Source organism: Staphylococcus equorum (assembly GCF_029531845.1).
GTDB lineage: Bacteria > Bacillota > Bacilli > Staphylococcales > Staphylococcaceae > Staphylococcus > Staphylococcus equorum_C.
Window position 1 is genome coordinate 275382 of sequence record NZ_JAMBPV010000003.1, and the last position, 13957, is coordinate 289338.

Consider the following 13957-nt stretch of genomic DNA (forward strand, 5'->3'; position numbering starts at 1 on the left):
GATAAGGGCTTCTATATAAAAAAGAGCCTCCATAATGGAGGCTCCTAAAATCTCTATCAAAGATAGAAATTATTTATTATTTAATAATTGAAGTTACAACGCCTGATCCAACAGTACGTCCACCTTCACGGATAGAGAAACGAGTACCATCTTCAATAGCGATTGGAGAAATCAATTCAACTTGCATTTCAACGTTATCGCCAGGCATAACCATTTCAGTACCTTCTGGTAAACTAACAACGCCAGTTACGTCAGTAGTACGGAAATAGAATTGCGGACGGTAGTTAGTGAAGAATGGAGTATGACGTCCACCTTCTTCTTTTGATAAAACATAAACGTCTGCTTTGAAGTTAGTATGCGGTGTAATAGTACCAGGCGCAGCTAAAACTTGTCCACGAGAGATGTCATCACGTGATACACCACGTAATAAAGCACCAATGTTGTCGCCAGCTTCAGCATAGTCTAATAATTTACGGAACATTTCAACACCTGTAACAGTTGTTTTAGTTGATTCCTCTTGCATACCGATGATTTCAATTTCAGCACCGACTTTGATTTGACCACGTTCAACACGGCCTGTAGCAACAGTACCACGACCAGTGATTGAGAATACGTCCTCAACTGGCATCATGAATGGTTTGTCAGAATCACGTTCTGGTGTTGGAATAAATTCATCAACAGCGTTCATTAATTCTAAGATTTTTTCTTCATATTCTTCTACGCCTTCAAGCGCTTTTAATGCTGAACCAGCGATTACAGGAACGTCGTCGCCAGGGAAGTCATATTCGCTTAATAAGTCACGAACTTCCATTTCAACTAATTCTAATAATTCTTCATCGTCAACCATGTCAACTTTGTTTAAGAATACAACTAATGCTGGAACACCAACGTTACGTGATAACAAGATATGTTCACGAGTTTGAGGCATTGGACCATCAGCAGCAGATACTACTAAGATACCGCCGTCCATTTGAGCAGCACCAGTGATCATGTTTTTCACATAGTCAGCGTGACCTGGGCAGTCAACGTGAGCATAGTGACGAGTTTCAGTTTGGTACTCGATGTGAGAAGTATTAATTGTAATACCACGTTCTTTTTCTTCTGGAGCGTTATCAATCATGTCATATGATTGAGCTACAGCGTCACCATTTTTTGCTAATACAGTTGCAATTGCAGCTGTTAAAGTAGTTTTACCATGGTCAACGTGTCCGATAGTACCAATATTGGCATGGGTTTTTGAGCGGTCGAATTTTTCTTTAGCCATTATAAAATCTCTCCTATTCGTTAGAAAATTAATTTTTAAAATTTATCTCTCATGACAGTTACTCACTATCATGAGAAGGATATTTGTTACTTGTAATAAAGGACTATATAGTACCTTTATAATGCATTTCAGCTAAAAAATCAATTGATAAAACTGTAAGCTACATAATTAAGCTTTACATGTAATTAACAGATAGACTGTGGTCTTACAAAATAAATTTAATTATTCTGCTGAATTACCACTGTTTTTCTTGATAATACCTTCAGCAACTGATTTTGGAACTTCTGCATAATGGTCAAAGTACATAGTATACGTACCGCGACCTTGAGTGTTAGAACGTAATGATGTTGCATAACCGAACATTTCTGAAAGTGGCACAAAAGCGTTAACAACTTGTGCATTACCACGAGGTTCCATACCATCAACACGTCCACGACGAGATGTTACGTCACCCATGATGTCACCCATGTACTCTTCAGGCATTTCGATTGTTACTTTCATCATTGGTTCTAAGATAACTGGATCACATTTTTTAGCAGCTTCTTTAAGCGCTAATGATGCAGCAATTTTGAAGGCCATTTCTGATGAATCGACATCATGGTATGAACCATCATATAATTTAGCTTTAACATCAATTAAAGGATAACCAGCTAATACACCGTTTTCCATTGAATCTTTAAGTCCTGCTTCAACTGATGGAATGTATTCACGAGGAACTACACCACCAACGATAGCGTTTTCGAATTCAAAACCGCCACCAGTTTCGTTAGGAGCGAATTCAATTTTAACGTCACCATATTGACCACGACCACCAGATTGACGAGCGAATTTACCTTGAACTTGAGCTGATTGCTTAAATGTTTCACGGTATGAAACCATTGGAGCACCAACGTTACATTCAACGTTAAATTCTTTCTTCATACGGTCTACTAAGATATCTAAGTGAAGTTCACCCATACCACCAATGATAACTTGTCCAGTTTCATCGTCTGTGTGTGCATGGAATGTTGGATCTTCTTCTTGTAACTTAACTAAAGCTGTAGTCATCTTGTCTTGGTCAGCTTTAGATTTTGGTTCAACAGATAAGTGAATAACAGGTTCTGGGAAATCCATAGATTCCAAGATGATGTCATTTTTCTCACCACATAAAGTATCACCAGTAGCAGTATCTTTAAGACCTACCGCAGCAGCAATATCTCCTGAGTATACTGTGTTTAGCTCTTGACGAGAGTTAGCGTGCATTTGTAGTAAACGACCTACACGTTCACGTTTACCCTTCGTAGAGTTCTTAACGTATGAACCAGATGAAAGATGTCCTGAATAAACACGGAAGAATGTTAACTTACCAACATAAGGGTCAGTCATTACTTTGAACGCTAAAGCAGCGAACTCAGCTTCGTCATCAGCTTTTGCGATAACTTCTTCTTCTGGCTCATCAGCACGGTGACCAACAATCGGTTTAACGTCTAATGGCGATGGTAGATAATCAATTACTGCGTCAAGCAATAACTGAACACCTTTATTTTTGAACGCTGTACCAACAAGAACTGGATAAAATTCAATATCATTTGTTGCTTGACGGATAGCATCTTTTAATTCAGCGACAGTGATTGCTTCGTCAGCTAAATATTTTTCCATTAATTCATCATTACTTTCAGCTACTGCTTCAATTAATGCTGAACGAGCTTCATCAGCTCTTTCTTTATGATCCTCAGGAATTTCAATTTCTTCAATTTCAGTTCCTTCGTTATTGTTGTATTTGAAACATTTCATTTCAACTAAGTCAATGATTGCTTCAAATTGATCTTCAGCACCAATTGGTAATTGAATTGGTTGTGCATTAGCTTGTAAACGGTCATGAATAGTGCTAACTGCATATTCAAAGTTAGCGCCCATTTTGTCCATTTTGTTTACGAAGACAATACGAGGTACGCTGTAATTTGTTGCTTGACGCCAAACTGTTTCAGTTTGAGGCTCAACGCCTGATTGTGCATCAAGTACTGTTACTGCGCCATCAAGTACACGTAAAGAACGTTCAACTTCAACAGTGAAGTCTACGTGTCCTGGTGTATCGATGATATTTACACGGTGGTCATCCCATTGTGCTGTTGTTGCAGCAGAAGTGATTGTGATACCACGATCTTGCTCCTGTTCCATCCAGTCCATTTGTGAAGCTCCTTCATGAGTTTCACCAATTTTGTGGATACGTCCAGTATAGTAAAGAATACGTTCTGTCGTAGTTGTTTTACCAGCATCGATGTGAGCCATGATACCGATATTACGAGTTCTGTCTAAACTAAAATCTCTAGCCATGTATTTTTCTCCTTCCAGTATAACTGCGAATAAATACTATAAATATGGCGATGCCCTAAGCATGCGCCTTCGATAGTAAACTATCAATGTGGAACATGCTCAGGGATAAAGCTACTATCCTACCAACGATAGTGAGCGAAGGCTTTGTTAGCTTCAGCCATTTTGTGAGTGTCTTCACGTTTCTTAACTGCGCCACCTGTATTGTTGGCTGCATCTAAGATTTCGTTAGCTAAACGCTCTTCCATAGTTTTTTCACCACGGTGACGCGAATAATTAACTAACCAACGAAGTCCTAAAGTCGTACGACGTTCTGGACGAACTTCAACTGGTACTTGATAGTTAGAACCACCTACACGGCGAGCTTTAACTTCTAATACTGGCATGATGTTGTCGATAGCTTCATCGAAAACTTCAACAGCTTCACGACCACTACGTTCTTGAACTAAGTCGAAAGCAGAATAAAGAATTCTTTGAGCTGTCCCACGTTTACCATCTAACATGATTTTGTTGATTAATTTTGTAACTAATTTAGAGTTGTGGATTGGATCCGGTAATACGTCTCTTTTTGGTACTGATCCTTTACGAGGCATAATGTAAATCCTCCCTTCCTATTATAGTATAATTTTTTAATTTATAGCGAAAATTTACGCAATCTTAAACTTATTTTTTAGCTTTAGGTTTTTTAGCTCCGTATTTTGAACGGCTCTTTCTACGTCCATCTACGCCTGAAGTATCAAGCGCACCACGTACAACGTGATAACGTACACCAGGTAAATCTTTTACACGTCCACCACGTACAAGTACAACACTGTGTTCTTGTAAGTTATGTCCGATACCAGGGATATACGCATTAATTTCGATACTGTTTGACAAACGTACACGGGCATATTTACGTAACGCGGAGTTAGGTTTTTTAGGAGCCATAGTACCTACACGAGTACAAACACCACGTTTTTGTGGAGAGTTTAAACTAGTGTATTTTTTCTTTTTGCTGTTAAAGTTTCTGTTCAAAGCTGGTGAACCGTATTTTTTCGATTTGCTTTGTCTAGGTTTGCGTACCAATTGATTAATAGTTGGCATTGAATGTTTCCTCCTCTCATCATTTATAATCCCACACATCCAGGTGGTTCATTTCAAGGGCAAATAAAATTTAGTAAGAATAATTCTTACTAATCTCATTTTAATAACGCAACAATTGTCGCATTAACGTTAATACCTACATATTCTCCTAAAGCTTGTTTACTTTTGAAAAATGAAACAGGTATTTGTTTATGATTGATTTGACTTAACACGCGAGTCAGTAAATGAACTTCAACGTCTTCAGCAATAATCAATGATGTAACTTGGTTCTTATTCAAAGCCTTAAGCGTTTGTTTAAGTCCAATAACATGATGTTGTTTGTTAAAGCGTGCAACTTTTTCATTAGACATTAAAATATCCTCCAAAGTTCTGCTTGCATCAACCTTAATAATAATAACATCTTAGTTACTGTTGAGTCAACTTTAAATGCGATAAATTCTTCGGAAATTATAAAAAACAAGTGATCGAAATATAATATCTCGATCACCTTGTTTTATTCAGTAAAAAGAATTATATCTTAGTTGTATGTGTTTCTTCAGTAACTTCTTTTTTTGGTGCAACTGTGTCGTATTTAACGTCTCTATAACGTCTCATACCAGTACCAGCTGGAATTAATTTACCGATGATAACATTCTCTTTAAGTCCGAGTAAGTTATCACGTTTACCTTTAATTGCAGCATCTGTAAGTACACGTGTTGTTTCTTGGAACGAAGCTGCTGATAAGAAGCTTTCTGTTTCAAGAGACGCTTTCGTAATACCTAGTAAGACTGGTTTAGCTGTTGCTGGACGTTTACGTTCTTTAAATGCATCACGGTTTGCATCAGTAAAGCTATGAATATCTACTAATGAACCTGGAAGTAACTTAGTATCTCCAGCTTCGATAATGCGTACTTTACGTAGCATTTGTCTAACCATAACTTCAACGTGTTTGTCATCAATTTCCACACCTTGCATACGGTAAACTTTTTGAACTTCTTTTAATAGATAACTTTCTGTTGCATTTAAGCCTGATACAGATAAATAGTTCTTAGGCTCGATTGAACCTTCAGTTAGAACTTCACCACGTTCAACGCCTTGGCCAACTTCAACTTTCAATCTTGAAGTACCTGAAGCTAAATATGATTTAGATTCGTTAGCACCTTTAATAACGATTTCTTGTTGACGGTCTTTTGCAATCTTGATGTCATCAACGACACCTTCGATTTCTGTAATCACTGCTTGACCTTTAGGATTACGTGCTTCGAAGATCTCTTGAATACGTGGAAGACCTTGCGTGATATCGCTACCTGCTACCCCACCTGTATGGAATGTACGCATTGTAAGCTGTGTACCTGGTTCACCAATTGATTGTGCAGCAATTGTACCAACTGCTTCACCAACTTCAACTTTTTCACCAGTAGCAAGGTTTTTACCGTAACATTTTTCACAAACACCATGACGTGTATTACATGTAAATGCTGAACGTATATACATTGATTCAATACCAGCGTCTGTAATTTGTTTAGCAATGTCTGCAGTTACTAATTGATCTGGTTGTACAATTACTTCATCCGTTTCTGGATGACGGACAGTTTCTTTAGAATAACGTCCTTCGATACGTTCGATGAATGGTTCGATCATTTCTGTACCTTCTTTGATATCAGAAACAAGTAGACCACGGTCAGTGCCACAATCTTCATCACGAACAATAACATCTTGAGCAACGTCAACAAGACGACGAGTAAGATAACCTGAATCGGCTGTTTTAAGTGCTGTATCGGCAAGACCTTTACGCGCACCATGGGTAGAGATAAAGTATTCTAATACTGTTAAACCTTCACGGAATGAAGAAGTGATTGGTAATTCAATAATCTTACCTGATGGTGCAGCCATAAGACCACGCATACCTGCTAACTGTGTAAAGTTAGATGCGTTACCACGGGCACCAGAGTCACTCATCATAAAGATTGGGTTTGTTTTATCAAGTGATCCCATTAATTTTTTCTGAATTTGGTCTTTTGCGTCAGTCCAAATTTCAACGACTGCGTTATAACGTTCAAATTCAGTGATTAAACCACGGTTAAATTGTTTAGTAATTCTATCAACTAATTTCTCGTGTTCATCTAAGATTTTTTGTTTGTCTGGTAATACTACGATATCAGATACACCAACAGTGATACCTGCTTTAGTTGAAAATTTGAATCCTAAGTCTTTCATTCTGTCTAACATCATAGAAGTATCTGTGATGCTGAAACGATTGAAGACTTCTGCAATAATATTTCCTAAGAAATTCTTATTGAATGGTTCAATTAATTCTTGATTATCGAAGTATTCTTTTAATCCGCCTTCTCCTAATTCAGTAGCAGATATGAAATATCTAGCTGGTGTTTTATTTTCTAAATTAGTTTGTGTTGGTTCGTTAATATATGCAAATGAATCTGGAATGATTTCATTGAATATAACTTTACCAACTGAAGTTAACAAGATTTTTTCGTTTTGTTCTTCAGTAAATGTTGGATTATTAAACGATTTAGCATGTACACCAATACGTGAATGTAAGTGTACGTAGCCATTTGCATAAGCTTTCAACACTTCATTTGTATCGTTATAAATCGTACCAGTATTCACTGATTCTTTACGCTCTAAAGTTAAGTAATAGTTACCTAGCACCATATCCTGTGAAGGCGTTACAACCGGTTTACCATCTTTAGGGTTTAAGATGTTTTGTGCTGCAAGCATTAACATACGTGCTTCTGCCTGAGCTTCTTTAGATAACGGTACGTGAACAGCCATTTGGTCACCATCAAAGTCAGCGTTGTAAGCTGTTGTCGCAAGTGGGTGTAGACGAATCGCACGACCTTCAACTAATGTAGGTTCAAATGCTTGAATACCTAATCTGTGAAGTGTTGGTGCACGGTTTAAAAGTACTGGGTGTTCTTTGATAACATCTTCCAATACGTCCCAAACTTCATCATCCATGCGTTCAATTTTACTTTTCGCATTTTTAATGTTTGTAGCAATTTCACGTTGAACTAATTCTTTCATGATGAAAGGTTTAAACAATTCAAGTGCCATCTCTTTAGGTAGTCCACATTGGTACATTTTCAAGCTCGGTCCAACTGCAATAACTGAACGACCTGAATAGTCAACACGCTTACCTAATAAGTTTTGACGGAAACGTCCTTGCTTACCTTTTAACATATGAGAAAGAGATTTTAATGGGCGGTTACCTGGTCCAGTTACTGGACGGCCACGACGACCATTATCGATAAGCGCATCAACAGCTTCTTGTAGCATACGTTTTTCGTTTTGTACGATGATGCCTGGAGCACCTAAGTCTAATAAACGTTTCAAACGGTTGTTACGGTTGATAACACGACGATATAAATCATTAAGATCACTTGTAGCAAAACGTCCACCGTCTAATTGAACCATCGGTCTGATTTCTGGTGGGATAATTGGAAGTACGTCTAACACCATCCATGCTGGGTTATTCCCAGAATGTCTAAATGATTCAACTACTTCTAAACGTTTAATTGCACGTGTAAGTCTTTGACCAGTTGCTGATTCTAGCTCATCTCTTAGCTTTTTAAGTTCACCGTCTAAGTCGATTTCTTGGAGTAATTCTTTGATACCTTCAGCACCCATTTTGGCGTTGAATTTACCAGGGAATTTATCATAGTAATCTCTGAATTCTGCTTCAGATAATAATGTCTTTTGCTCTAATCCAGTTGGTCCTGGATTAATAACAACGTAAGAAGCGAAGTAAATAACTTCTTCTAACGCTCTTGGTGACATATCTAATAAAAGACCCATACGACTTGGAATACCTTTGAAGTACCAAATGTGTGATACAGGCGCAGCTAATTCAATATGGCCCATTCTTTCACGGCGCACTTTTGACTTAGTTACTTCTACTCCACATCTGTCACAAACCATACCTTTATAACGTACACGTTTGTATTTACCACAACTACATTCCCAGTCTTTCGAAGGTCCAAATATTCTCTCACAGAATAGACCATCTTTTTCTGGTTTTAAAGTACGATAGTTAATTGTTTCTGGCTTTTTAACCTCACCAAAAGACCATGAACGGATTTTTTCGGGTGAAGCAAGTCCTATTTTCATATAATGGAAATTATTTACATCAATCAAGGAGCCTACCTCCTTCAATTTAGATTAGCTGTGCAAATTGATTGATTGCTCTATATCAATAATGGAATAACCAAGATTAAGGCAAATACAAAGACGTATTGTACCTCAACTTGGTATATTCTTTTATAAACTTAAATGCAATTAGTCTGTAATTTCTTTCTGTGATTGTGGCACTTCTTTTTGTTGAAGATCCACTTTACGTTCAACGACATCATCATCTTCAGTGTCTTGCATGTCAATTTCATTGTCATGCTCGTCCATAATCTTAACGTCTAATCCTAAACTTTGTAATTCTTTCATCAATACTCTGAATGATTCAGGAACACCTGGTTTAGTGATATTTTCACCTTTAACAATAGCTTCATATGTTTTCACACGACCTACTGTATCATCGGATTTATAAGTTAAGATTTCTTGAAGTGTATATGCAGCACCGTATGCTTCAAGTGCCCATACTTCCATCTCACCGAAACGTTGTCCACCAAATTGTGCTTTACCACCAAGTGGTTGTTGTGTAACAAGTGAGTAAGGTCCAGTTGAACGTGCGTGTAATTTATCGTCAACCATGTGAGCAAGTTTCAGCATGTACATTACACCAACTGAAATTCTGTTATCAAATGGTTCACCTGTGCGTCCATCGTATAATACCGTTTTACCGTCACGAGCCATACCAGCTTCTTCAATTGTTGACCATACGTCCTCATCACTGGCACCATCAAATACTGGTGAAGCAACATGAATACCTAAGTTTTTAGCAGCCATACCTAAATGTAGCTCTAATACTTGTCCGATATTCATACGTGATGGAACACCAAGTGGGTTCAACATGATATCGATTGGCGTACCGTCTGGTAAATAAGGCATATCTTCTTCAGGAACAAGTTTAGAAATTACACCCTTGTTACCATGACGACCACACATTTTGTCACCAACGTGAATTTTACGTTTTTGAACGATATAAACACGAACTAATTGGTTAACACCTGGAGATAATGTGTCGTCTCCTTCTTCACGGTTAAAGACTTTAACATCTAGAACAATACCACCTGCACCATGAGGTACGCGTAATGATGTATCGCGAACTTCACGTGCTTTTTCACCGAAGATTGCATGTAATAAACGTTCTTCTGCAGTTAATTCTGTTACACCTTTAGGCGTTACTTTACCGACTAAGATGTCACCATCATTAACTTCAGCGCCTACGTATACAATACCGCGGTCATCTAAGTTTTTAAGTGCACTATCTGAAACGTTAGGAATATCTCGAGTGATTTCTTCAGGCCCTAGTTTTGTATCACGTGCTTCAGATTCATACTCTTCAATATGAATAGAAGTGTATACGTCATCTTTAACTAGACGTTCACTCATGATTACAGCATCCTCGTAGTTATAACCGTCCCAAGTCATGAAACCAACAACTAAGTTTCTTCCTAATGCCATTTCACCAAGTTCCATTGAAGGACCGTCAGCTAAAATTTCGCCTTTAGTCACTACATCGCCAGTAGAAATGATAGGTCTTTGGTTATAACATGTACCCGTATTTGAACGTTTGAATTTAGATAATGGATAGCGATCTAATTCGCCTTCATATTCTTGACCATCTTCTTCAATAAGTCGACGTACAAGAATTTCATTAGATTCAACGTGTTCAACACGGCCTTTGTTTTTAGCAACAATTGCTGCACCAGAGTCACGTGCTGCCACGTGCTCCATACCAGTACCTACAAATGGTGATTCAGGATTCATCAATGGCACTGCTTGACGTTGCATGTTTGCACCCATCAATGCACGGTTAGAGTCATCGTTTTCTAAGAAAGGAATACATGCTGTTGCAGCAGAAACAACTTGCTTAGGTGAAACATCCATGTAGTCCATTTTTTCTTTAGCCATAACTGTGTTATTGCCGCGGAAACGACAAACAACTTCGTCTTCTACGAAACGACCATTTTCATCTAATACAGAGTTTGCTTGAGCTACTACATAGCTGTCTTCTTCGTCAGCAGTTAAATAGTCAATTTGTTCTGTGATTGAATGCGTTTCAAGATCTACTTTACGGTAAGGTGTTTCAATGAAACCAAATTCATTCACACGCGCGTAACTAGATAGTGAGTTGATAAGCCCGATATTCGGACCCTCTGGTGTTTCGATTGGACACATACGACCATAGTGGGAATAGTGAACGTCACGTACTTCCATTTGAGCACGTTCACGTGTTAAACCGCCGGGTCCTAATGCTGATAAACGACGTTTATGCGTTAACTCAGCTAATGGGTTGGCTTGGTCCATGAATTGTGATAACTGAGAACTACCAAAGAATTCTTTAATAGATGCAATAACAGGACGAATATTGATTAATTGTTGAGGCGTAACAGAATCAGTGTCTTGAATAGACATTCTTTCACGTACAACACGTTCCATTCTTGATAAACCAATACGGAATTGATTTTGTAATAGTTCACCTACTGAACGTAGACGACGATTACCTAAATGGTCAATATCATCTGTAAAGCCAATACCACTTAATAAGTTAAAGAAGTATGACATTGATGCAATAATATCTGCTGGTGTAATACATTTCACTTCTGAATCAGGGAAAGCATTACCAATCACTGTAGTTGTACGTCCTTCTTCATCGTTCGGAACGTAAACTTTGATTGATTGAATCTCAACAGGTTCATCAATAACAGTACCTTCTAATTCAAAGACTTCACTATTTGCATTTGCTTCTAGTACGTCCATAATCTCATCTAAGTTACGACGATCTAAGACTGTACCTTCTTCAGCTACAATTTCGCCTGTCTCAGTATTAACAATTGGTTCAGCTAATTTCTGATTGAACAAACGGTGTTTCAAATGAAGTTTTTTATTCGCTTTGTAACGACCTACACTAGCTAAGTCATAACGTTTCGGATCAAAGAAACGAGAATATAATAAGCTCTTAGCATTTTCAACTGTAGGCGGTTCGCCAGGGCGTAAGCGCTCATAAATTTCTAATAATGCTTGATCAGTGTTTTCAGTACCATCTTTTTCTAAAGTATTACGTAAGTACTCGTTTTCACCTAAAAGATCAACGATTTCTTGATCAGTTGAGAAACCTAAAGCACGTAATAATACTGTTAATGGTAATTTTCTTGTTCTATCAATACGTACATAAACAACATCTTTCGCATCAGTTTCATATTCTAACCATGCACCACGGTTAGGAATGATTGTTGCATCGAAGTTTGTACGACCATTTTTATCTAGTTTTTCATTGAAGTATACGGATGGTGAACGAACTAATTGTGAAACGATTACACGTTCAGCACCATTTATTACGAATGTACCTGTATCTGTCATTAATGGGAAATCGCCCATAAATACTTCTTGCTCTTTCACTTCGCCAGTTTCTTTGATGATTAGACGTACTTTTACACGTAGAGGTGCAGAATACGTTGTATCACGGTTTTTTGATTCTTCTAAATCATATTTCGGTTCTCCGAGTCTATAATCTACAAACTCTAAAGAAAGATTGCCTGTGAAATCTTCAATCGGAGAAATGTCTCTAAACATTTCTAATAAACCTTCTTCTAAGAACCACTCGTAAGACTTAGTCTGAATCTCAATTAAATTCGGTAATTCTAATACCTCTGAAATTCTCGCATAGTTTCTACGTTTACGATGTCTTCCATATTGGACAAATTGACCTGCCAAACAGATTCACCCCTCAAAAATTGCGTGTTTACTTTTACTAAATGAGCCAATATAATGAGATAAAAAGAAAACGGTAGCATACCAAATGACACCATTTTCCATTTTACCTCATATACATTGTCCATTTGCGCGTAAAAGTACACACTTATTGAACATAAATTTTTACATTCTATTACTATATCAGATTGACACTTTTAAATCAAGCTTTAGTACTTCTTAAAATGTAGTAGCCCTTGTCTTTTTCTAAGACTTCTACGTTGTTAAAAGTGTCTTGCATTTTTTGCTTTGCTGATGGCATGCCTTGCTTTTTTTGAATTACTACATATAACGCGCCACCTTGCTTTAATACCTTATATGCGTCTTCTAAAATGCTGTGAACGACTTTTTTTCCTGCTCTAATCGGCGGATTAGTCAGCATAAAATCATAAGCTTCCGCTTCTACCTGTGATAAAGCATCACTTTCTTTGATTTCCACATTGTCTATACGGTTCTTTTTTCTGTTTTTTCTTGATAATGAAAGTGCGCGTTGATTAACATCAACCATCGTCACTTCATGGTGTGGGGAAGTTTTTGCAATCATTAAACCGATAGGGCCGTAACCACAACCAACATCTAAGATGCGTTTAGTAGGACCAGGAGGATATGCTTTCAAAAAAGTTTTCACTAATAAATCGGATCCAAAGTCAATCTTTCCTTTTGAAAAGACACCCGAATCTGTTACTAGCTCTAATTTACAGTTATCGTAGGAGTACGTAAAAAGCAACTCATCACTTTCTACTTCAGGATTTTCATCATAATAATGACTCATGACTACACCTCTTTTAATCTAATTCTTCTTAGATTAATACTATACCCATAGTATATGCCACATCATGGTCAAACCACAGTGTGAACCATGGATATAGATCAAATAAGATAAAACCCCGTTATAGTAATAACGGGGTTTTCATTTCTCAAAGATTTCAGATTAAATACATTTCACTTAAAATCAGCGTACCGAAGTAGCGATGTATTAAGCTGCTTGTATCATCTTCAATATATAATTATTAACTGTTAGACAGCAAAAATTATTTGATTTCTACTGTAGCGCCAGCTTCTTCTAATGCTGCTTTAAGTTCTTCAGCGTCTTCTTTAGCTAGTCCTTCTTTGATTACTTTAGGAGCATCGTCAACTAAACCTTTAGCGTCTTTTAATCCAAGACCAGTTGCTTCTTTAACAGCTTTAACAACTTTGATTTTAGATGATCCAGCTGATGTTAATTCAACGTCGAATTCAGTTTGTTCAGCTTCAGCGTCTCCGCCTGCTGCTGCGCCTGCTGCTGCTACTGGAGCTGCTGCAGTTACACCAAATTCTTCTTCAATTGCTTTTACTAAGTCATTTAATTCTAAAACTGACATTTCTTTGATTGCTTCAATGATTTGTTCTTGATTAGCCATTTTAATATTCCTCCATTAATTGTTATTAGTTTATGCG

At 37.5% G+C, this 13957-nt stretch carries 9 protein-coding genes; all 9 read right to left on the minus strand.

What is annotated here, in order from left to right; genetic code table 11:
- Positions 1 to 76: 76 nt before the first annotated feature.
- The 9 genes from tuf to rplL all read right to left on the minus strand — a co-directional run bounded on the left by tuf (position 77) and on the right by rplL (position 13920).
- Positions 77 to 1264 carry an elongation factor Tu gene (gene tuf / locus M4L39_RS06025; RefSeq protein ID WP_277581222.1) on the minus strand — a complete coding sequence of 396 codons (1188 nt, stop codon included), beginning with the start codon at positions 1262 to 1264 and terminating at the stop codon, positions 77 to 79.
- 222 nt (positions 1265 to 1486) lie between these two features.
- Positions 1487 to 3577 carry an elongation factor G gene (fusA, locus tag M4L39_RS06030; RefSeq protein WP_277581223.1) on the minus strand — a complete coding sequence of 697 codons (2091 nt, stop codon included), beginning with the start codon at positions 3575 to 3577 and terminating at the stop codon, positions 1487 to 1489.
- A 119-nt stretch (positions 3578 to 3696) separates the two neighbouring features.
- On the minus strand, positions 3697 to 4167 hold the full coding sequence (gene rpsG / locus M4L39_RS06035; RefSeq protein WP_002508565.1) for a 30S ribosomal protein S7: 471 nt from the start codon (positions 4165 to 4167) through the stop codon (positions 3697 to 3699).
- A gap of 70 nt (positions 4168 to 4237) precedes the next feature.
- A complete protein-coding gene (gene rpsL, locus M4L39_RS06040) occupies positions 4238 to 4657 on the minus strand; it encodes a 30S ribosomal protein S12 (RefSeq protein WP_277581224.1) in 420 nt (139 codons plus the stop codon).
- A 95-nt stretch (positions 4658 to 4752) separates the two neighbouring features.
- On the minus strand, positions 4753 to 5007 hold the full coding sequence (locus M4L39_RS06045; RefSeq protein WP_277581225.1) for a ribosomal L7Ae/L30e/S12e/Gadd45 family protein: 255 nt from the start codon (positions 5005 to 5007) through the stop codon (positions 4753 to 4755).
- 160 nt (positions 5008 to 5167) lie between these two features.
- A complete protein-coding gene (gene rpoC / locus M4L39_RS06050; protein ID WP_277581254.1) occupies positions 5168 to 8764 on the minus strand; it encodes a DNA-directed RNA polymerase subunit beta' in 3597 nt (1198 codons plus the stop codon).
- A 168-nt stretch (positions 8765 to 8932) separates the two neighbouring features.
- Positions 8933 to 12484, minus strand: a complete 3552-nt coding sequence (gene rpoB / locus M4L39_RS06055) for a DNA-directed RNA polymerase subunit beta (RefSeq protein WP_277581226.1) — start codon at positions 12482 to 12484, stop codon at positions 8933 to 8935.
- A 199-nt stretch (positions 12485 to 12683) separates the two neighbouring features.
- Entirely contained in the window at positions 12684 to 13292 is a 609-nt protein-coding gene (locus M4L39_RS06060; RefSeq protein WP_277581227.1) for a class I SAM-dependent methyltransferase, read from the minus strand.
- Between the two features lie 259 nt (positions 13293 to 13551).
- Complete coding sequence (gene rplL / locus M4L39_RS06065) at positions 13552 to 13920, minus strand: 50S ribosomal protein L7/L12 (protein WP_277581228.1); 369 nt, start codon at positions 13918 to 13920, stop codon at positions 13552 to 13554.
- Between the last annotated feature and the right edge of the window lie 37 nt (positions 13921 to 13957).

Coding starts and splice junctions, on each gene's coding strand:
- tuf (WP_277581222.1), bottom strand. CDS start 1,264: ATGGCTAAAGAAAAATTCGACCGCTCAAAAACCCATGCCAATATTGGT.
- fusA (WP_277581223.1), bottom strand. CDS start 3,577: ATGGCTAGAGATTTTAGTTTAGACAGAACTCGTAATATCGGTATCATG.
- rpsG (WP_002508565.1), bottom strand. CDS start 4,167: ATGCCTCGTAAAGGATCAGTACCAAAAAGAGACGTATTACCGGATCCA.
- rpsL (WP_277581224.1), bottom strand. CDS start 4,657: ATGCCAACTATTAATCAATTGGTACGCAAACCTAGACAAAGCAAATCG.
- M4L39_RS06045 (WP_277581225.1), bottom strand. CDS start 5,007: ATGTCTAATGAAAAAGTTGCACGCTTTAACAAACAACATCATGTTATT.
- rpoC (WP_277581254.1), bottom strand. CDS start 8,764: ATGAAAATAGGACTTGCTTCACCCGAAAAAATCCGTTCATGGTCTTTT.
- M4L39_RS06060 (WP_277581227.1), bottom strand. CDS start 13,292: ATGAGTCATTATTATGATGAAAATCCTGAAGTAGAAAGTGATGAGTTG.
- rplL (WP_277581228.1), bottom strand. CDS start 13,920: ATGGCTAATCAAGAACAAATCATTGAAGCAATCAAAGAAATGTCAGTT.